This is a genomic window from Bacillus sp. FSL K6-1012, from assembly GCF_037964915.1.
GTDB lineage: Bacteria > Bacillota > Bacilli > Bacillales > Bacillaceae > Bacillus > Bacillus halotolerans.
Genome location: NZ_CP150175.1, coordinates 1,601,549 through 1,620,553 on the forward strand (window position 1 = coordinate 1,601,549; position 19,005 = coordinate 1,620,553).

General features: G+C 43.3%; 24 protein-coding genes and 1 pseudogene. 19 read left to right on the forward strand and 6 right to left on the reverse strand.

Annotated features, from left to right (window positions below; genetic code table 11):
- Both ctaF and ctaG read left to right on the forward strand, forming a co-directional pair.
- Positions 1-333, forward strand: coding sequence for a cytochrome c oxidase subunit IVB (gene ctaF, locus NSS75_RS08350; RefSeq protein WP_024121287.1), 333 nt, complete (start codon positions 1-3; stop codon positions 331-333).
- 26 nt (positions 334-359) lie between these two features.
- Complete coding sequence (gene ctaG, locus NSS75_RS08355; protein WP_103671644.1) at positions 360-1,253, forward strand: cytochrome c oxidase assembly factor CtaG; 894 nt, start codon at positions 360-362, stop codon at positions 1,251-1,253.
- A gap of 33 nt (positions 1,254-1,286) precedes the next feature.
- Here the strand turns inward: ctaG and NSS75_RS08360 are convergent, their stop codons facing one another.
- Positions 1,287-1,649 (reverse strand): YugN family protein, encoded by a 363-nt coding sequence (locus NSS75_RS08360; RefSeq protein WP_081638298.1) that lies wholly within the window; start codon positions 1,647-1,649, stop codon positions 1,287-1,289.
- 139 nt (positions 1,650-1,788) lie between these two features.
- Between NSS75_RS08360 and NSS75_RS08365 the strand changes: the two genes are divergently transcribed.
- The 8 genes from NSS75_RS08365 to coaD all read left to right on the forward strand — a co-directional run bounded on the left by NSS75_RS08365 (position 1,789) and on the right by coaD (position 6,722).
- The gene (locus NSS75_RS08365; protein ID WP_010334136.1) at positions 1,789-2,235 is read left to right on the forward strand and encodes a CBS domain-containing protein; all 447 of its coding nucleotides are present in this window, start codon (positions 1,789-1,791) and stop codon (positions 2,233-2,235) included.
- A gap of 85 nt (positions 2,236-2,320) precedes the next feature.
- On the forward strand, positions 2,321-3,358 hold the full coding sequence (locus NSS75_RS08370; protein WP_024121290.1) for a CAP domain-containing protein: 1,038 nt from the start codon (positions 2,321-2,323) through the stop codon (positions 3,356-3,358).
- Positions 3,359-3,796: 438 nt separating this feature from the next.
- Complete coding sequence (locus NSS75_RS08375) at positions 3,797-4,195, forward strand: YlbD family protein (RefSeq protein WP_101860695.1); 399 nt, start codon at positions 3,797-3,799, stop codon at positions 4,193-4,195.
- Between the two features lie 15 nt (positions 4,196-4,210).
- On the forward strand, positions 4,211-4,450 hold the full coding sequence (locus NSS75_RS08380; RefSeq protein ID WP_024121292.1) for a YlbE-like family protein: 240 nt from the start codon (positions 4,211-4,213) through the stop codon (positions 4,448-4,450).
- Positions 4,451-4,577: 127 nt separating this feature from the next.
- The gene (ricF, locus tag NSS75_RS08385; protein WP_010334140.1) at positions 4,578-5,027 is read left to right on the forward strand and encodes a regulatory iron-sulfur-containing complex subunit RicF; all 450 of its coding nucleotides are present in this window, start codon (positions 4,578-4,580) and stop codon (positions 5,025-5,027) included.
- A gap of 54 nt (positions 5,028-5,081) precedes the next feature.
- A complete protein-coding gene (locus NSS75_RS08390) occupies positions 5,082-5,354 on the forward strand; it encodes a YlbG family protein (RefSeq protein ID WP_024121293.1) in 273 nt (90 codons plus the stop codon).
- Positions 5,355-5,677: 323 nt separating this feature from the next.
- Complete coding sequence (rsmD, locus tag NSS75_RS08395) at positions 5,678-6,235, forward strand: 16S rRNA (guanine(966)-N(2))-methyltransferase RsmD (protein ID WP_105954181.1); 558 nt, start codon at positions 5,678-5,680, stop codon at positions 6,233-6,235.
- A 1-nt stretch (position 6,236) separates the two neighbouring features.
- A complete protein-coding gene (gene coaD / locus NSS75_RS08400) occupies positions 6,237-6,722 on the forward strand; it encodes a pantetheine-phosphate adenylyltransferase (RefSeq protein ID WP_024121295.1) in 486 nt (161 codons plus the stop codon).
- Between the two features lie 12 nt (positions 6,723-6,734).
- Here coaD and ylbJ read toward each other — a convergent pair whose 3' ends face one another.
- Complete coding sequence (gene ylbJ, locus NSS75_RS08405) at positions 6,735-7,961, reverse strand: sporulation integral membrane protein YlbJ (protein ID WP_024121296.1); 1,227 nt, start codon at positions 7,959-7,961, stop codon at positions 6,735-6,737.
- Between the two features lie 180 nt (positions 7,962-8,141).
- Between ylbJ and NSS75_RS08410 the strand changes: the two genes are divergently transcribed.
- Entirely contained in the window at positions 8,142-8,921 is a 780-nt protein-coding gene (locus NSS75_RS08410; protein WP_024121297.1) for a patatin family protein, read from the forward strand.
- 4 nt (positions 8,922-8,925) lie between these two features.
- Positions 8,926-9,951 carry a protease DdcP gene (ddcP, locus tag NSS75_RS08415; protein ID WP_339236960.1) on the forward strand — a complete coding sequence of 342 codons (1,026 nt, stop codon included), beginning with the start codon at positions 8,926-8,928 and terminating at the stop codon, positions 9,949-9,951.
- A gap of 44 nt (positions 9,952-9,995) precedes the next feature.
- Here ddcP and NSS75_RS08420 read toward each other — a convergent pair.
- From NSS75_RS08420 to NSS75_RS08430, 3 genes and pseudogenes are all read right to left on the reverse strand, one after another.
- Positions 9,996-11,146 (reverse strand): IS3 family transposase gene (locus NSS75_RS08420; RefSeq protein ID WP_339236962.1). Its coding sequence is split into 2 segments (ribosomal slippage): positions 9,996-10,873 and positions 10,873-11,146, totalling 1,152 coding nucleotides; the frame shifts between segments, so codons are not numbered across the junction.
- 115 nt (positions 11,147-11,261) lie between these two features.
- Entirely contained in the window at positions 11,262-12,509 is a 1,248-nt protein-coding gene (locus NSS75_RS08425) for a nucleotidyltransferase (RefSeq protein ID WP_339236965.1), read from the reverse strand.
- A pseudogene (locus tag NSS75_RS08430) lies at positions 12,506-12,689 on the reverse strand (hypothetical protein). The gene NSS75_RS08425 and the pseudogene NSS75_RS08430 overlap by 4 nt, the downstream one beginning before the upstream one ends.
- A gap of 27 nt (positions 12,690-12,716) precedes the next feature.
- Here NSS75_RS08430 and NSS75_RS08435 point away from each other — a divergent pair.
- The 3 genes from NSS75_RS08435 (at position 12,717) to gerR (ending at position 14,161) form a co-directional block, all read left to right on the forward strand.
- A complete protein-coding gene (locus NSS75_RS08435) occupies positions 12,717-13,235 on the forward strand; it encodes a DUF177 domain-containing protein (protein ID WP_024121301.1) in 519 nt (172 codons plus the stop codon).
- A 21-nt stretch (positions 13,236-13,256) separates the two neighbouring features.
- Entirely contained in the window at positions 13,257-13,436 is a 180-nt protein-coding gene (rpmF, locus tag NSS75_RS08440; protein ID WP_003154457.1) for a 50S ribosomal protein L32, read from the forward strand.
- A gap of 143 nt (positions 13,437-13,579) precedes the next feature.
- Positions 13,580-14,161 (forward strand): sporulation-specific transcriptional regulator GerR, encoded by a 582-nt coding sequence (gene gerR / locus NSS75_RS08445; RefSeq protein ID WP_024121302.1) that lies wholly within the window; start codon positions 13,580-13,582, stop codon positions 14,159-14,161.
- Positions 14,162-14,214: 53 nt separating this feature from the next.
- On the opposite strand, the gene NSS75_RS08450 is transcribed toward gerR, so the two are convergent.
- Entirely contained in the window at positions 14,215-14,697 is a 483-nt protein-coding gene (locus tag NSS75_RS08450) for an N-acetyltransferase (protein ID WP_024121303.1), read from the reverse strand.
- A gap of 160 nt (positions 14,698-14,857) precedes the next feature.
- Between NSS75_RS08450 and NSS75_RS08455 the strand changes: the two genes are divergently transcribed.
- The 4 genes from NSS75_RS08455 to rsmH all read left to right on the forward strand — a co-directional run bounded on the left by NSS75_RS08455 (position 14,858) and on the right by rsmH (position 19,005).
- Positions 14,858-15,754 carry a 2-dehydropantoate 2-reductase gene (locus tag NSS75_RS08455; protein ID WP_095713789.1) on the forward strand — a complete coding sequence of 299 codons (897 nt, stop codon included), beginning with the start codon at positions 14,858-14,860 and terminating at the stop codon, positions 15,752-15,754.
- Positions 15,755-15,824: 70 nt separating this feature from the next.
- Complete coding sequence (gene bshC, locus NSS75_RS08460; RefSeq protein ID WP_339236971.1) at positions 15,825-17,444, forward strand: bacillithiol biosynthesis cysteine-adding enzyme BshC; 1,620 nt, start codon at positions 15,825-15,827, stop codon at positions 17,442-17,444.
- A 125-nt stretch (positions 17,445-17,569) separates the two neighbouring features.
- Entirely contained in the window at positions 17,570-18,001 is a 432-nt protein-coding gene (mraZ, locus tag NSS75_RS08465) for a division/cell wall cluster transcriptional repressor MraZ (protein ID WP_003221402.1), read from the forward strand.
- Positions 18,002-18,069: 68 nt separating this feature from the next.
- Positions 18,070-19,005 carry a 16S rRNA (cytosine(1402)-N(4))-methyltransferase RsmH gene (gene rsmH, locus NSS75_RS08470; RefSeq protein ID WP_326365525.1) on the forward strand — a complete coding sequence of 312 codons (936 nt, stop codon included), beginning with the start codon at positions 18,070-18,072 and terminating at the stop codon, positions 19,003-19,005.

Consider the following 19,005-nt stretch of genomic DNA (forward strand, 5'->3'; position numbering starts at 1 on the left):
ATGGTCGATAAAAAAAGCAGAGGACATATCAGCAGCGACCTTGAATATAAGAAAAAGAAGCATGCTCAGGAGATGAAATATCAAGTCATGTCTTTTGGCCTGATGATCGGCCTTACGCTCGTTGCATTTCTGACTGTGGCAACAGACGGCATCGGCAGCTGGTTTACGATTCCTTTCATTATACTGCTCGCGGCTATTCAAGTGATATTTCAGCTGTATTACTTCATGCATATGAATCAGAAAGGGCATGAAGCGCCGGCATTGTTTCTGTATTCAGGCATGTTTGTCGCGTTCATTACGGTGCTTGCGTTTGTTACAATTATATGGTGGTAATTTGAGCAGCCGCCGGAGGTGAAGACATGAATCAGTTAGACGTGTTTGGGTTTCGCGCCATGTGGAGCCCTTATCTTTTTTGTATCCTTTTAGGCATCACGGTGCTTTACATCTTTTTTTACAGACGGTTGACTTCAAAGCCTGACCGTATCACGGGTAAAGAAATGGCCTGTTTTCTGTCGGCGATGCTGTTTTTATATGCAGCCGAAGGAAGCCCGGTTGATCTGCTCGGACATATTATGTTCAGCGCCCATATGGTGCAGATGGCTGTTTTGTATTTAGTGGTTCCGCCTTTATTAATCGCAGGAATTCCCGCATGGGCCTGGGAAAAAATGATTTTTCGGCCTGCCATTAAACCGTTTTTTACATTTTTCTCTACACCTTTAATTGCATTGCTTTTATTTAACGGCATTTTTTCTCTATATCATGTGCCGCTAATATTTGATACTGTCAAAACGGATACGCTTTACCATGCGTTAATGACTTGGCTCATCTTCGTGTTAGCGTTTTTTATGTGGTGGCCGCTCGTACACAAGGTGGCTCGGCTCCCGCAGCTCAGCGGTTTGATGAAGCTGGGCTATATTATGGCGGACGGTATGCTGCTCACGCCTGCTTGTGCACTGATCATGTTTAGCGGCACGCCATTATATGCCACTTATACCGATCCGTCTGCCTGGGCGGAAGCCATGAAGCTTTGTGTTCCTGCGGATATGCTGGGACAGGTTCCGTTAACAGGACCGGAAATGTTTAACACACTTCCTTTGTTAGAGGATCAGCAACTCGGGGCAGTTATGATGAAAATCATTCAGGAAATTGTGTACGGCGCTTTTTTGGCTATTGTCTTTTTCCAATGGGTGAAGAAGGAAAGGGAAAAGGATGGACAGGAGGAGCCGCCTTATATTCAGCAGACGATATCATAAAAGGTACAGCGGCAATCGGCTGTACCTTTTTTATTACATTTGAACTGTTTTCAGCATGTCGGAGATGTCCTGGATGAGTGCCTTGCTTTTGGTCACAACCTGCACTGGGAATTCTTCTGTTTCTCCGTATTCCACTCCGTGCGGGTAATAGTGTTTTCCTAATAGAGGGGGCATTAATTGAATAACGGCGCGGCCGCTTCCGACATCGCCCTCTGTCGCAATGCCTTGAACCCGCAGGTAAAACGTTCCCTCAATCGTCGAAAACTTTCTGTCATAGGTCACTCTTTCATAATCCCATTGACCGGCTCTGATGAGTCCCTTGCTTTCCATCAAATCGTCCAAGAGGCTGAGCTCAGCCTTTACCCCTTCAAGTCCGCTATCAGTAAACTTCAACACTGACCCCTCCTTATAAAAATTACCTTTCCTGACAATCATAGTATGAAAGCGTTAAACTTTCAATGAATCTTCTTCTTTTGAAAGTATGCAAAAATGAAAATTTGACGAAAATATCACTAGATAAAAGGAGGTTTTACGGATGACAAAAATAAAAGATCTGATGACGGCTGACTTGCAATATTGCACGGTATTAGATAATGTATATGAAGCTGCGGTAAAGATGAAAGACGCGGATGTAGGAGCCATTCCGGTAGTTGATGAGGATGGAGAAACACTGGTCGGCATCGTAACCGATCGTGATCTGGTGTTAAGAGGCATCGCCTCAAAAAGGCCAAACTCGCAAAAAATCACTGACGCTATGACTGAAAAACCTGTCAGTGTTGAAGAGGACGCGCCAGTTGATGAGGTTCTTCATTTAATGGCATCCCATCAGCTCAGGCGCATACCTGTAACCAAAAACAACAAGCTGACTGGTATTGTCACGCTTGGCGATCTTTCCTTATCTGAACAAACAAATGAACGTGCCGGCAGTGCTTTATCAGATATTTCAGAGGACGAAAACAGAGAGCAAGGCTTTTTGCATTAACACATAAATCTTTGACATGTTAAATAGGCTGTATTGTAATGAAAAATAAGGCAAGACATGCAATTCACATCACGGGGGTGATAGATTGAAAAATATATTAAGAGCCATGGTTATCCTCTTGATTATTTGCGGAACTTATGTTCTGTTTATTCAATATGGGGCTGTTCCTGAAAAAAAATCAAATGACAGCGAACCTCAAGTCTCTAACGAGGAAGCGGCAAGCGGCAAACGAATACATATGCCGACTTCAGGATTATTGTCCTTTATGGGCAAATCCGCCGACGATGTAAAGAAAAAACTTGGGGAACCGGAACGTATTGACCCCTCGGCTTATGATTACGAATGGTGGGTTTACAATCAGGGAAAAGACCAGTATGTGCAAATCGGGATGCTGCACAATAAAGTGGTCACATTATTTGCGGCGGGAAATGATATTAACGCAAAGCCCTTCAAAATCGGTGAGTCAACGGGAGAAGTATTTAAGACAACCCAGGTGGCTCCGTTTGTAAATGTAGAGTATAAAGGAAATTCCTATCGGTTTGAGTTTTCTGAAGAGGACATCAACACCAGACCGACTGTAAAAGTAGGGAAGATGTACGTCCAGCTGTATATGGACAAATTTGAAGGGAAGCTATCCAGCATCAGGGCGTTTGATGCGCAAACCTTTGTCAAGCAAAGACCTTATGAGGTAGTGTACCGCGGTGAGTTAGTAGAACCGCAAACCGTTACGGAAGATAAGTGGAAAGAGATCCAATCAACGAGTGAAAAGCAAATACTCGATTTGACCAATGTTATTCGTGTCAAACATGGGTTAGCTAAGCTTGAGTGGGATCAGCCGACGGCCGAAGTGGCTTTTGGCCACAGTGAGGATATGAAAGAAAACAACTATTTCTCCCATGTATCGAAGAAATACGGCACGCTGAAGGACCGCTTAGAAAAAGGGGATGTCGACTTTGAGCAAGCGGGAGAAAATATCGCGTACAATTATGTGGACGGTCCGGCTGCTGTAGAAGGCTGGCTGAATAGTGAAGGCCATCGAAAAGCGCTTCTACATTCAGACTACACGCACCTTGGCGTCGGTGTAGACCGGAAGTATTACACTCAAAACTTTATTAAACGCTGAAATCAGCCGCGGACAACAGGTTCTGCGGCTTTTTATTGTTTCTGCAAAGGCTTTAGAACAAGGAATTACAGTAGACGAAGCTTTCTCAATGGATACTGTGAGTGACATTACCAAAAAAATGAACTTTTAAGGAGCTGAAGCTGGATCAACGTGTTGCTGCCCGGCTCTTTTTTGATGAGGAGACTTTAAGACCGGCCGGGGCCGATTAAGGATCTTGTTCTGATGGGCTTTGGAATGCGGCATCCCAAACATTTGCAAAGGGCAGGAATCTTGATTTCAGGAACAATTTAGGCCCCGGCTTTATCGGGGGAGGAAGCTTATGTTGTTCCGCGCTTCTTGTTTTACGAGAAAAAGATTTTTCGATGAATATTAGGCGAACACATTGGCTCACAAACCGATACATTGTAGTAGGTATATTTTTCGGAGGGGGTGAGGATTGTGGCGAATCAACATGCCAATCATTCAATTAATGACTTTAAACAATTCGTTAAAAAACATCCCAAGCTGATAAAAGAAGTGCGCAAAGAACAAAGAAGCTGGCAGGACGTGTACGAAAATTGGGTCCTTTTCGGAGAGAAAGACCCAATTTGGGACCCGTACAGAGAACCGGAGGAAGCCGCAGAAGCGGTACCCGAAACATCAGAAAAAAATGATTTTGTTTCTAAAATGGTTACAGCTGTGAAAAAGATGGATGTCAATCAAATGAATGAACAGATCAATAAAATGAGCCAATCGATCTCATCGTTGCAAAGCCTTCTCAACACATTTTCCGGAAGCGGACAGAAGCAATCTCAGCCAGGACCCGGACAGCATCCTTTTTCTTTTCGGAAGGATTAATAAAGGAGAGCTTATATGCGCAAAGACGTTCAGGAATTTATTTTAGCAGATAAAGAACGAAAACGATTCTTAAGAGAACAGCCGATATGGTACCGGAGGCTTGCGAGAAAGCCGGATGACTTGGCTTCATTTCAGCTTGAGATGATGAATTTTTACGAAAAAACCATTCCGCATCGGGTGAATCAATTTACGAACGGGATTCAAATGGCGCAAATGATGATGCAAATGTTCCAAGCAATGCGGACAAAAGATTAAAAGACCCGAAAATGGGTCTTTTTCATTGTGTAAACTAGGGAGGCTTTTACAACTTCATTTTTAAGTGCGGCTAAGCATTTTCCAATTGGCTGGTTTCATGGTAAACTAACAACTGGAGGTGCGTGCTATGTATGCGACGATGGAATCCGTGCGGCTTCAAAGTGAAGCTCAGCAGCTTGCCGAGATGATTCTGCAGTCGGAGACGGCTGAGAACTACCGCAATTGTTACAAGCGTCTCCAGGAAGATGAAGAGGCAGGGCGGATTATTCGTTCTTTTATCAAAATAAAAGAGCAATATGAGGATGTGCAGCGTTTTGGCAAATATCATCCTGACTATAGAGAAATATCCCGAAAAATGAGGGAGATCAAACGGGAGCTCGACCTGAACGATAAGGTGGCCGACTTCAAAAAAGCAGAGACGGAACTGCAGTCTATTCTTGATGAAATCAGCGTTGAAATTGGGACAGCTGTATCAGAGCATATTAAAGTTCCGACTGGGAATCCTTATTTTGACGGTTTGTCTTCATGCGGAGGCGGCTGCGGATCAGGCGGCGGCTGCGGATGCAAAGTGTCATGACGAGACTGGCCGTCTCGTCTTTTACATATAAGAGAAATCAGGCAGGTGAATGTATTGGAGAATAGACGCCAAGGCATGATTGTGTATCTTCATTCTTTAAAGCAAAGCAAAATGCTGAGAAAGTTCGGAAATGTGCATTATGTGTCAAAACGCTTAAAATATGTCGTGCTGTATTGTGATATGGGCCAAATTGAAAAAACAATGGACAAGATCTCATCTTATTCTTTTGTTAAGAAAGTTGAGCCTTCATATAAACCGTTTTTAAAATTGGAATTTGAGTCAAAGCTTGATAAAGCAAAAGAATATGATTATAAAATCGGAATATAGCTGTATAAAAAAATCCCCGCAGGTTTCTGCGGGGTCCTTCTATTCCTTAACAAGTTAAGGAGAAGGCAAAGGGAGAGGAGAAACCGGAGGAAGAACTTATGGGGAAACGTAAGTCTTCTCCGCGGTTGGCAACAACATCCTCTGGATGCTGTTGCTTATAGTATGGACAATGATCATTCCGCTTATACACTTGTATATGAAGATTAGCGCTCATTGTTTGAAAGAATGCTTTATGATAAGATAGGATTGGTTTTTTTCTTATACATAACGGCGTCCGGCCGAACAAGGAAACAAAATAGCTTTTAGAAAAAGTGGTGTGGAACATGAGAGTAATTTCTGGATCAAAAAAAGGCCGTTCACTTAAGGCAGTGCCGGGAACATCAACGAGACCGACAACCGATAAAGTGAAGGAATCCATTTTCAATATGATTGGCCCTTATTTTGACGGGGGCAGGGGGCTTGACTTATTCGCAGGAAGCGGAGGTCTTGGTATTGAAGCGCTTTCACGAGGGTTTGAGCATTGTGTATTTGTTGACCGTGATTTTAAAGCGATTCAAACGGTGAAATCGAACTTGAAAACATTAGAGCTTACAGCATACGCAGATGTGTACCGTAATGATGCGGAACGTGCTTTGCACGCAGCTGCGAAAAGAGAAGCGGGCTTTCACGGGATTTTTCTTGATCCTCCGTATAAGGAACAAAAACTGAAGGCGCTCTTAAGTGTGATAGACGAACAACAAATGCTGGAGGATGGCGGCTTTATCGTCGCAGAGCATGACAAAGACGTCGAGCTTCCCGAAGCAGTAGGTGATCTAGTGATAACAAGAAAAGAAACCTACGGCCTGACAGGGGTGGCGATCTATAAAAAGAGGGGGTTGTGATGTGACGAGTATAGCTGTCTGTCCCGGCAGTTTTGATCCGGTGACCTACGGGCATCTGGATATCATTAAACGCGGGGCCAATATATTTGATCAAGTGTATGTGTGTGTGCTGAACAATTCTTCAAAAAAGCCGCTATTCAGTGTAGAAGAACGCTGTGAGCTTTTGAGAGAAGTGACAAAAGACATTCCGAACATAACAGTTGAAACGTCACAAGGGCTGTTAATTGATTATGCAAAAAGAAAAAATGCAAAAGCCATTTTAAGAGGCTTGAGAGCGGTGTCTGATTTTGAGTACGAGATGCAGGGAACATCCGTAAACCGTGTGCTTGATGAATCAATTGAAACCTTTTTTATGATGACAAATAACCAATATTCTTTCTTAAGCTCAAGCATAGTAAAAGAAGTGGCAAAGTATAAAGGTGCGGTGTCAGAATTTGTACCGCCGGAAGTCGAGAAGGCGCTTCAGGAAAAATTCAGGCAAGGATGAGTGTTTTTAAGCTCATCCTTTTTTTGTACCGTTTGTCAGTCTGTAAGAAAAAATGAAAATGTACGTAAACAGTGCACATAACGTGACAGCAGGGCCAATCTGCACAAGCAGATTCCATCCGCTGATAAGAGCTGTCGGCAGCTCACCTGTATCAAGAGATTTAAAAACGTACTGATCATGGTCATTCCACGCGGTGTAAAGAGGTTTCCATAACAGAATGACAAAAACGGCGGCATAAATGCCTTGCAGCACACGCGCGATAAAGAATGGTTTAAATCTGATGTCCGTCTCTGATAAAATGCCTGCCACCTGAGCCTGAACGGAAAAGCCGCTGAATCCGAGGATAAAGCTGACAACAACAGCTTTTTGCAAAAGGGAGACATCTGTCTCGCTGACAAGCTTGCTTCCTAATGTGATTTCAAACATTCCTGATAATAGAGGAATGTCCAATTGAGCGGGAAGCTGAAACAAGGTCAGTGCGCCTTTTGTAACAATAGAGAGAATATCGGTCAGCTGTACGACGGATAACAAACGATTAAAGACAGAAAACAAAATAATAAAGCCGCCTACCATTAGAAGCGTTTGAACGGATGAGGTTACAGCGTCGCCCAAAATTTTTCCTAAAGGCCGTTTTTCCGCAAGCCTTGCGGTGTGAAGCGCATGTAAAGCATCTTTGATAGAAGGCAAAGATATGGTTTTATTTCTCATGAGCTGGCGCTCTTCTTTACGCCCGTAGGAGCGCATCGTTAAACCGACAGCCAAATTACCCAAATAGTGTGCAGATGCTAATAAAATACCTAATGACGCATTCTGAAAAAAGCCGACGGCGACAGCTCCAAAAATAAAGAGCGGGTTGGATGAATTGGTGAAGGAAGCAAGCCGTTCTGCTTCTACTCTTGAAATCTGTTTTTCCTGCCGCAGCCTTGCCGTCAGTTTTGCGCCCGCGGGGTTCCCTGATGCCATGCCCATGGCCAGAACGAAGCCGCCGACACCCGGCACGCGGAAAATAGGGCGCATAAAAGGCTCAAGCAGAACACCGACAAACCTTACAATACCAAAGCCGATTAATAGCTCAGACAGTATGAAAAACGGCAGCAAAGACGGAAATACGACCTCCCACCACATGGACAGCCCGGTTTTAGAGGCTTCGAATGAGGCCTGCGGATGTGAGATGACAGTCGCTGTTAAAAAAATAAAAAACGCAGCAATCAAAAGTGTATGAATCTTCGACAAGTTCATTCTTACCTCCCCGACGCTAAAAATGCACAATGACATGTATATCATGATAAAATATGGTATGACTCGAAACGGCCAAGCAGTACCTGTCCTCTTGACCCTTTGTACTAATATACGAGCATAGGGGTTCAGTTTAGACCATAGAATTCCGTATACAGGGAATTCGGGCAGGAGGTTAACATGTTGGCCAAACCTAAAATCGGGTTAGCGTTAGGATCGGGAGGCGCCAGAGGACTTGCTCATCTCGGCGTGCTTTCCAGTTTACATAAGCACCAAATTGATGTGGATATGATTGCGGGGAGCAGTATGGGCGCTTTGGTCGGCAGCTTCTATGCCGCGGGGCATGACGTGGAAACGATGAAAAAAGTCGCCAAGGCTTTCAAACGGCGGCTCTATGCTGATTATACGGTACCGAAACTCGGTTTTTTGAGAGGTGACCGTGTCAGGCAGCTCGTGCATGCTTATACATTCGGCAAACCGATTGAGGAACTCAAAATCCCTCTTGGAATTGTCGCGTGTGATCTGCAGACAGGAGAAAAGATTGTTTTCCGCAAAGGGTCAGTGTCAGATGCGGTTCGGGCAAGCATCAGCATACCAGGCATTTTTATTCCGCAGAAGCTGGACGGACGGCTTCTCGTAGACGGCGCGGTGGTCGACCGTATTCCGGTTTCTGTTGTAAAAGATATGGGGGCTGACATTATCATCGCTTCAGATGTCTCCAGGGTTCGGAAAACCGAAAAGGCGGCGCATATTTTTGATGTAATCATGCAAAGTATGGATATACTTCAAAATGAATTGGTGCGTCATCAGACGATCGCCGCTGATATCATGATTCGCCCTTCTCTTGAAACATACAGCTCCAGCTCGTTTGCCAATATTGATGAAATGATATCGGCAGGCGAGGAGGCAACAAACCGAATGATCAGCCAGATAAAAAAAGAAATAGAGAATTGGGAGGGCTAATAACTTGCTACGTAAAAAACATTTCAGCTGGATGCTTGTCATCCTCATACTGATTGCCGTTGTATCATTTATAAAACTGCCATACTATATTACAAAACCGGGAGAAGCGACAGAGCTCGGCTCACTGATAAAAGTGGAGGGGGGCTACCTGGAAACAGGGAGTCTGTCCTTAATGACTGTCAAAGTGGGACCGGCTAATCCATTTACATACGCATGGGCTAAAATGCACCCCTATTATGAAATTGTTCCTGATGAAAGCATCAAGGAAGAAGGCGAATCAGATAAGGAATATATGAAACGGCAGCTGCAAATGATGAAAAGCTCTCAGGAAAATGCCGTCATCGCCGCATATCAAAAGGCAGGAAAAAAAGTAAGCTATTCCTTTAACGGCATCTACGCAAGCTCAGTTGTCGAAAACATGCCGGCGAAAGGGAAAATAGAAGTCGGCGATAAAATCATCAGTGCGGACGGAAAAAACTATCAGTCTGCTGAAAAGCTGATCGATTATATCAGCAGCAAAAAAGCCGGGGATAAAGTAAAGTTAAAAATCGAAAGAGCAGAAAAAGAAAAGACGGTCACCCTTGCGTTAAATCAATTTCCTGATGAGCCTGGCCGTGCCGGAATAGGAGTTTCGCTGTATACGGACAGAAACGTCAAGGTAAAGCCTGATATTGATTTCGAAATCGAAAATATCGGCGGCCCGTCAGCGGGATTAATGATGTCGCTTGAAATCTATAATCAGCTTACAAAACCAGACGAAACAAAAGGCTACGACATTGCGGGAACCGGTACCATTGATGTTGACGGGAAAGTCGGCCCGATCGGCGGCATTGACCAAAAAGTTGTTGCCGCAGACAAAGCCGGCAAAGACATTTTCTTCGCCCCGAATCAAAACGGCGCAAGCAATTCTGATTACAAAAACGCAGTAAAAACAGCGAAAGACATTGATTCGAACATGAAGATCGTGCCTGTTGATACGATGCAGGATGCGATTGATTATTTGAATAAGCTGAAAGCGAAAAGCACCTGATATGGGACTGAACCCTGTTTTTGAGACAGGGATCAAAACACCTTTTATACAGCCAATTGCCGATAGCTTATCGGTGATTGGCTGTTTCGTTTCGTTTGAATACGAATGTTGTTATAATAATAAATGTATTCTTTGACAGTGCGTTCTACGATGGCGGTCGTGGTTCGATTAATGCTGTTAAGATAGAACGTTTCAGACTTTAGTGAGGAATGAAACGATTCGATGGAGGCATTATCAGCGGGCGTCCCTTTGCGGGACATGCTCATGGTAATGCCTTTTGTTTTAACAGCTTTCTGATACTCATAAGATGTATACACAGATCCTTGGTCACTATGTAACACGCAGTTCTGAGGCAGTGTTGGCAGCTGATCAAGTGTGTTTAAGACAAAGTCTGTGTCCTGCTTATCTCCAATCGTGAAAGCAATCACTTCTCCATTGTATACATCCAATATACTGGAAAGGTACAATTGTTTCTGTCCATAAGGCAAATATGTGATGTCCGTTACTAGTTTTTCAAGAGGATGATCAGACTGAAAGTTCCGATCTAATATATTATCAACCACGGCATATGGCTGCCCATTCTTCTTGCGTTTTTTCACCTTAACCCGGCACTGCCACTGATTTTTCTGCATGATACGCTGAACCGTTTTATGGTTAATACGCATTTCCTTTTTTAATATAGCTGTAATTTTTCGATATCCATATCGATACTTGTGCTCTCGGCACAACGTGCCGATTTGTTTTTCCAAATGGCACTTGGGATGATCTTTCGTCAGGTTCTTTTTCCAACGATAATAAGATGCTCGTGAGATACCTAAATGAACACAGATATTCTGTACGGTCATTGTGCCGTGCAATACTTCTACAAGTTCGACTGACGTTTGGCTATCAACTTCCTTTCCAATTCGTTGTACTTTTTTAAAACTTCATTTTGTTGTCTCAGATAACGGTTCTCTGCCTGCAGTTTCTCTAATTCGGAAGAGTACTCCGGACCTTTTCCGTAAGTGTATTGCTTACCAACAGGCTGTTCAAATCGATGTGTATCTCCAGCTTTATGCCACCTAACCCATGTCTGAACCTGCGTCTTATTCTTGATATTCAATTCCTGCATGATCTCTTTCATAGGCACACCTGCCAATCTCATTTCTACAGCCTTCTGTTTGACTTCAATCGGATAACTCACTCTTGTTCCCATACAAAAAACACCTCCAAGTCTTATTTCGGATAACAACTATCCGTTTTCAAACTTGAAGGTGTTTTTTATTTGTCTCATCTTATGCGGTCAGTCCCGTCCCTATCCAGGTGCTTTTTTATATGCTCAAAAAACGGTGTTCATCCTCGTCATATCGTATTGGGGCATGTCCGTATTCTTGTAAATCAAACTCGGTTCTAAGGGGTTCTTCTATCGCAAGGCTGTAGATTCTGCTTGCTTTAATATCGAGATCGAGAGCGGGGTGGGAAAAGGAGGCCAGCTTGCTGACAAGCGGAACGGACAGCTCCTTTTTCTTTTCTGATAAAAAGGCCTGTCCTTTTTTCGTCATCCCAAGTAGTCTGATATAAGGCACCTCCTCGACATTGAGCAGACGGTGAATCTCCTGTTTTTTCGTTCTCGTTAAAATGTGTGTACTCATCCGCTGAAGCCTCGTCCACGTATATCGCTTTGTTTTCAGAAACTCCATAAATTCCTGATAGGAGCTGGCTTTTCTGATTGAACGGAGGATTCTGTTCTCCAGCCCTTCCTCAACCTCGTATATTTGCTGTAATTCTAAGGCTGTGAGAGTCGAAAGACTATATTTCAAGTAAGAAAAATAGCTTTCTGGTGTATGCCACAGCCCGAAAGACTTGCGGTAATTCGCTAATTCCCATGCAGCTGCTGCGGGAAGAAACGTAACGCAGTCTTCAAAAGGCTTTTCAATCAGGGCTTTTCTGATGCTGGTTGCGCTGGCGATATGGCTGTCTTCATCAGGAAGGTCGGCATCATGATAATCCGAGGAGATTCTCGATGTCGTATAGGGTTTGATTTCATATCCGCCGGAAAGAATCGATTTCACATAATGGTACCCCAAAATATTGTTCGGCTTCGACATATCAAGTCCGTTTTCTGTATGTAAAATCGATTTGAAGGCGATAGCAGCAGCAGATGGATAACTGGCACCCTTTTTAAGCTCTTCTTTGATACATTGATCAAACGAATCTTTATGCTCATCCATTACCTTTGCGGTTTCTAAAAACGGCTCAATTTGTCCGTTCTCACTCCCGAAAAACAGTGCCTCGCATCCTAGTTTGTTCAAAGTGGAGACGCTGCCGTGTGCAAAAATCTCCGCTTTTTGCACCGCGTAAAGATAAGGCAGTTCGATTACGAGGTCGACTCCGCTTTGAAGCGCCATTTTTGTGCGGGCCCATTTGGATACAACCGCAGGCTCCCCGCGCTGCAGAAAATGTCCGCTCATCACCGCAACAGCTGTGTCACATCCGGTTTGCCGCTTGGCTGTTTGGGCATGATAAAGATGTCCGTTATGAAAGGGATTATACTCAACCACCAATCCGACAGCTTTCATATTTTTTCCGCCTTTCTTGCTATGTTTAAAAACGTATGGTACATTTGCAATTGAAAACTCTTACGTCTTTTTTGATTTAAGTGTATGCATAGTATATTCAGCTGTCAACGATGCTTGGCTGGCAGCATTATGCTGTAAAGAAAAAATATTGACAAAAACATTCTTAAAAGCTATAATCATGTTTGTTGCTTTCCTGAGGTGATACAAATGAAATGGACGATTTATCAGTTGCATCAAATGAAAAAACCGAGTTTTGAGTTTGATGAGACAGTTGAGTTACATGAGCTGACAAAGCTGAATTCTGACATTCGCCGCATTTCTCCTGTAAGGGTGAAAGGCAGAGCGGATATCAAATCTAAGCAGGTTTCGTTTGATTTTACGATCTCAGGCGAAATGATTTTGCCATGCTCAAGAACACTCGTTGATGTTCCGTATCCATTTACAATTTCGACAAAAGAACTGTTTATATTTCATCAGACGGATGATATAGAAGATGATGACGTTCACACTGTTGAGGACGATACTATCGACTTAACTCCGATCGTGAAAGAAGAAATTCTTTTAGAAATCCCTATGCAAATCTTTTGTGAATCTGAACAAGAAAAAGGAGCTGCTCCTCAAGAAGGAAAGGACTGGCAAGTCATTTCAGAGGAAGACAAGAAGAACAAAGTCGATCCGAGACTTGCAGCCCTTGAAAAGCTCTTAAAACAAGATGATGAATCTTAACTCTTTAAGGAGGTGGGAATAATGGCTGTACCTTTTAGAAGAACTTCTAAAATGAAAAAAAGATTGCGCCGTACACATTTCAAACTTAATGTACCTGGTATGACAGAATGTCCGTCATGCGGAGAGATGAAATTGTCTCACCGTGTATGCAAAGCATGCGGATCATACAACGGCAAAGACATAAATGTAAAAAGTAACTAATAAGAAAAGCGCAGGGTGAAAACCCTGCGCTTTTTCTTTTTTTCTTCCTGTCAGCTTGAGAAAATTTGTGAGTGCAAATAGTCTATCTAATCTATTACCGGCATATGTATGAGATAAATAAGCTGACATGGAGGGAGATTGATTTGACCATTACAAGACAAGATGCTTGGACACAGGATGAGGATTTGCTGCTGGCAGAAGTAGTGCTTCGTCATATTCGCGAGGGCGGAACACAGCTTTCTGCCTTTGAGGAGGTCGGAAGGGCACTGACCAGAACAGCCGCTGCCTGCGGATTCAGGTGGAACTCTTATGTGAGAAAGCAATACCAATCAGGCATAGAACTGGCAAAAAAACAGCGGAAAGAACTAAGGAAACAAATTGGGGTTCATTCCGTCAATATGCCGAATTCCGTCAAGCAGGCTGCCCCGGCAGCTTCAGAGGGGAAAAGAGATTTGTCCATTCAGGATGTGATTGAGTTTCTCGAACAGTTTAAAGAAGCGCCGTCCGCGCAAGAATTCCACGTTGAAAAGGAAAAAATGAAGGAGCAAATTCAGTCGCTGCAAAAAGAACTTGAGGATTTACGGAGTGAAAACCAAACATTGAGAAACCAGCTGGAGATGACAGAAGAGGACTACAAGGCACTGATCGATATTATGGATCGAGCCAGAAAAATGGTTGTTTCGAAAGAAGACGGGAGACTGAAAAAAACAGCTCAAGAAACGTAATGAACCCTCAAATGAACCGGCCCTAGAGTCATCAAAGGCCGGTTGTTTCATGTTTATGCTGATTCACCCGGTGTCATTTCACCATCCATATCCGGATGCCAGATGAGCGGGTTTTCCCCTTTGTCCCGCGCCATGTCATATTTGACTGGTTCAAAGTTCATTTTACTAAAAAACTCTGCTGATTTAATCCGAGAATTTGTTCGAATCGGCATTCTGAATGATTTGGCGAATTCAACCAATGCTGTACCGTAGCCCCTGTTTTGATAACCTGGAAGGACCTCAAGCTTCCAAAGCTCTAAGTAATCCTGATGTTGGTCGAAGTAAGGATTTGATTTGCCATTAACTTGATACAGACTCATTCGCGCTACCAGTTTATCCCCGAAATAAATCCCATAAAAAGGCGAAGTGCTGTCATTTTCAATGATATTATCTTGAAGATCTTCAAGCATTGAGAGCTCTTGTATACCGTATTCTTTGAATTTCTTGAATTCTTCAAGCGTTTTATAGTTGACGAGCAGACGTTCTACCTTAATCAAATTAATCTCCCCCTTTGTTGTTCTCTACATATATTGTAAACGCTTTATTTAAAAAATCCAAATATTTAAACTTTAATTTAAGTGTTTTGAAATCTCTGTGAAGTATTTTTTTCATACTTCTGCTATGATAATACGTAAATGTTAAATTGGGTGTGACATCATGAAAATTGGAATTATCGGCGGGGGCTCCGTCGGTCTTTTATGTGCCTATTATTTATCTTTGGATCATGAGGTGACTGTTTTGACAAGGCGGGATGAACAGGCCGCAGCGATTCAATCGGAAGGGATTCAGCTTTATAAAGCCGGAAAAGCGTTCAATGCTCATTGCAGCGCGGGCACAGCTATTGATTCATGTTTTGACCTTCTTGTCGTGACAGTGAAACAGCATCAGCTTCAGACTGTTTTCCCGATGCTTGAACGAATCAAAAAAACAAATATTTTATTTTTGCAAAACGGTATGGGCCATATACACGGCCTTAAAGACTGGGGTGCTGACCATTCCGTTTATGTTGGGGTTGTTGAGCACGGAGCTGTAAGGAAATCGGATACAGCCGTTGAACATACAGGCATTGGTGCGATAAAATGGAGCGCGTTCAAGCAAGCTGAAACAGATCTCCTGAACGCGGTGCTTCAGCATAACCATTCCGAATTCCCAATTCGCTATGAGATGGATTGGTATCGCCTGCTGACGGGCAAGCTGATCGTAAACGCCTGCATCAATCCGTTAACTGCGCTGCTGCGTGTGAAAAATGGAGAGCTGTTGACTGTGCCTGCTTATTTTTCTTATATGAAGCTCGTTTTTCAAGAGGCGTGCAGCATTTTGCGGCTGGAAGATGAAGAGGCGGCCTGGGAGCGTGTACGTGCAGTTTGTGAGCAAACGAAAGACAATCGCTCTTCCATGCTGGTCGATGTGGCCGCCGGACGGCAGACGGAGGCTGACGCCATCCTCGGATATTTGCTGAAAGAAGCACAGCTTCAAGGCCGCGACGCTGTTCACCTTGCGTTTTTACATGGCAGCATCAAAGCTTTGGAGCGAAACCCAAACAAAGTCTTTTGAGCTTTTCTGGTAACATGCTATACTCATTTCGGATAACTAACTATTTATTGGAGAAAGGAAGTTCTAGAAGATGCAGCTAACTGAACTTTCCATCAAAAATCAGAATGTGTTTGTACAGCACTATATAGATGGTAAAGAAGAAATGTCTTCTTTTTTTGATTACAGCATTCATCATAAGGATATGTGGCAAGAAAGACTGAAAGGTTTATCCTCGCGGGTTTTCGCAAGAGAGGAATTGACAGCCTATTTATCCTCTTATCACAACAAATTCGGCTCAAGCGCCATGCAGCATTCTATTGAGAAGCTGAAGGATCCGTCAAGTGTTGCTGTTGTCGGCGGACAGCAGGCAGGGCTTTTAACAGGACCGCTTTACACCATACATAAAATCATCTCAATTATTGTTTTAGCAAAGGAAAAGGAAGAACAGCTGCAAGTGCCTGTTGTACCGATCTTTTGGGTTGCCGGAGAAGACCATGATTTGGATGAAATTAATTTTGTCCACACGTCAGAAGAAAGCGGTCCGGTGAAAAAAAAGCTACCGCAGTCTTACTGGAAAAAGTCATCTGCCGCCAACACACCGCTTGACCAAGACAAATGCGCCGCATGGATAGACGATGTGTTTGCGGCTTTTGAAGAAACAGACCATACGAACACACTTCTAGAACATGTGAAACGATGTTTAAGGGAATCTGTTACGTTTACTGATTTCTTTGAACAGCTGATTGCGGATCTGTTTCAAGAGGAAGGCTTAGTATTGTTAAATTCCGGAGACCCGGGAATTAAAAAGCTGGAAACCGCCATGTTCCAAAAGATCCTCCGTGACAATGATGAACTTGCACACGCTGTTTCTAAACAGCAGGACTTCATGCGCGGAGCGGGCTACAAGCCGATTATCGAGTCTGGAAAAGAGCAGGCAAATCTGTTTTATGAATATGAAGAGGAACGCTTTTTAATTGAGAAGGACAACGGCCGCTTTGTGATTAAGGAGCTTGATCTGGCATGGTCGATGGATGAACTTTATACGCATATGGAAGAACATCCTGAACGCTTCAGCAATAATGTTGTAACGAGACCGTTAATGCAGGAATTTTTGATTCCTACCTTGGCATTTATCGCGGGCCCCGGTGAAATCAACTATTGGGGTGAGCTCAAACAGGCTTTTGCAGTGATGGGCTTTAAAATGCCTCCTGTTATGCCGAGGCTGAACATCACGATAGTCGAGCGCCATATTGAGAAAAAACTGGTTGAACGAAAGATATCATTACAAGAGGCGATAGAAGGCGGGACGGAAAACCAAAAAGAAAAATACTTTGAACACCAGATTCCGGAAGAGTTTACCGCGGTGATTGAGCAAGCAAAAAACCAGATTGAAGCCATTCATAAAACCGTCCGGCAGGAAGCGCTTAAGGTTGATCAGAGCATGGAGCCTTTGCTCCTGAAGAACGCGGCGTTTATTCAGGATCAGCTTCAGTTTTTAGAGCGTACAGTGACAAAACGAATTGAAGAAAAAGAAGGCTATGTCTTAAGGGATTATGAGAGAATCCAAAATAGCATTAAACCGCTGCTCGCACCGCAAGAGCGAATTTGGAATATCATGTATTATTTAAACAGGTACGGTCCAAAATTCTTCACATCATTCAAGAATCTGCCATTTTCTTTTCAAAATCAACATCAAGTTGTCAAACTTTGAAATAAAGTTTTAAAGAACCCTGAATAGTTCAGGGTTTTTTTTTATGTATAAACAGTGTAAAATGAAGTTGTGGAGAGAAGTGGTGGATAGTGGTGAGTTAAGGAGAGAAAGTGGGGCAAAAGATCATGTTTATGGGTGAATACCAGCATACAATCGATGCGAAAGGCCGCATGATCGTACCCGCTAAATTCAGAGAAGGCCTCGGTGAGCAGTTTGTGCTGACAAGAGGACTTGATCAATGTCTCTTCGGCTACCCTATGCACGAGTGGAAACAGATTGAAGAAAAACTAAAAGCTCTTCCTCTCACAAAAAAAGATGCCCGCGCATTTACCCGTTTTTTCTTTTCAGGTGCGACAGAATGCGAACTGGACAAGCAGGGCAGGGTGAATATCGCATCATCTCTATTGAATTACGCAAAACTGGAAAAAGAATGTGTTGTTATCGGGGTTTCGAATCGAATTGAATTGTGGAGTAAAGTAATTTGGGAACAATACACAGAAGAGCAAGAAGATTCATTCGCTGAAATTGCTGAAAACATGATTGGGTTTGATATATAATGAATCTTCGTGTATAACACTCTAAAAACAATTTCAATTCATCCTGATAAAAGGTGGGACCAACACAAATGTTTCAACACAAGACAGTACTTCTTCGTGAAACCGTTGACGGCCTAAATATTAAACCGGACGGTACATATGTAGACTGCACACTCGGCGGAGCTGGGCACAGTACATATTTATTACAGCAGTTATCAGAGAAAGGGCGTTTAATCGCTTTTGACCAAGATGACACGGCATTACAGCATGCAGAAGAAGCGTTGTCCGATTATCAAGGACAGCTTATTCTGATTAAAAGCAACTTTAGGTATTTAAAAGAATGTTTACATGAACACGGCATTATTGAAGTAGACGGTATTTTATTTGATTTAGGGGTGTCTTCCCCGCAGCTGGATACACCGGAAAGAGGATTCAGTTACCATCATGACGCACCTTTGGACATGAGGATGGACCAGTCGGCCACGCTTACGGCGAAAGAGGTCGTAAATGAGTGGCGCTATGAGGATCTTGTCCGTATTTTCTTTAAATACGGTGAAGAGAAGTTCAGCAAACAGATCGCCAGAAAAATAGAGGAGGCAAGAAGCAAATCTCCTATTCAAACTACGGGCCAACTGGTCGATCTAATAAAAGACGCGATTCCCGCCCCGGCCAGAAGGAGCGGAGGACATCCCGCAAAACGCGTGTTTCAGGCAATCAGAATTGCTGTGAACGATGAACTGAAGGTTTTTGAAGAGGCTTTGGAGCAAGCGATTGACGTGTTAAAGCCGGGGGGCAGGGTATCAGTGATTACCTTCCACTCACTTGAGGACAGAATTTGTAAATCTACGTTTAAAGAGAAGTCGTCACTTCCGGAACTTCCTCCGGGTCTTCCTGTTATACCGGAAGAGTTTGAACCGGATCTCAAGCTTATCACAAGAAAACCGATCACGGCATCTGAAGAAGAGTTGGCAGAAAACAATCGTGCTCGTTCTGCGAAGCTTCGAATTGCTGAAAAAAGAAAATAA

Bases quoted from the DNA above. Each gene is read 5' to 3' on its own strand.
- ctaF (WP_024121287.1), top strand. From the start codon at position 1: ATGGTCGATAAAAAAAGCAGAGGACATATCAGCAGCGACCTTGAATAT.
- ctaG (WP_103671644.1), top strand. From the start codon at position 360: ATGAATCAGTTAGACGTGTTTGGGTTTCGCGCCATGTGGAGCCCTTAT.
- NSS75_RS08365 (WP_010334136.1), top strand. From the start codon at position 1,789: ATGACAAAAATAAAAGATCTGATGACGGCTGACTTGCAATATTGCACG.
- NSS75_RS08380 (WP_024121292.1), top strand. From the start codon at position 4,211: ATGCGCAAAGACGTTCAGGAATTTATTTTAGCAGATAAAGAACGAAAA.
- ricF (WP_010334140.1), top strand. From the start codon at position 4,578: ATGTATGCGACGATGGAATCCGTGCGGCTTCAAAGTGAAGCTCAGCAG.
- rsmD (WP_105954181.1), top strand. From the start codon at position 5,678: ATGAGAGTAATTTCTGGATCAAAAAAAGGCCGTTCACTTAAGGCAGTG.
- ylbJ (WP_024121296.1), bottom strand. From the start codon at position 7,961: ATGAACTTGTCGAAGATTCATACACTTTTGATTGCTGCGTTTTTTATT.
- NSS75_RS08425 (WP_339236965.1), bottom strand. From the start codon at position 12,509: ATGAAAGCTGTCGGATTGGTGGTTGAGTATAATCCCTTTCATAACGGA.
- NSS75_RS08435 (WP_024121301.1), top strand. From the start codon at position 12,717: ATGAAATGGACGATTTATCAGTTGCATCAAATGAAAAAACCGAGTTTT.
- rpmF (WP_003154457.1), top strand. From the start codon at position 13,257: ATGGCTGTACCTTTTAGAAGAACTTCTAAAATGAAAAAAAGATTGCGC.
- NSS75_RS08455 (WP_095713789.1), top strand. From the start codon at position 14,858: ATGAAAATTGGAATTATCGGCGGGGGCTCCGTCGGTCTTTTATGTGCC.
- bshC (WP_339236971.1), top strand. From the start codon at position 15,825: ATGCAGCTAACTGAACTTTCCATCAAAAATCAGAATGTGTTTGTACAG.
- mraZ (WP_003221402.1), top strand. From the start codon at position 17,570: ATGTTTATGGGTGAATACCAGCATACAATCGATGCGAAAGGCCGCATG.
- rsmH (WP_326365525.1), top strand. From the start codon at position 18,070: ATGTTTCAACACAAGACAGTACTTCTTCGTGAAACCGTTGACGGCCTA.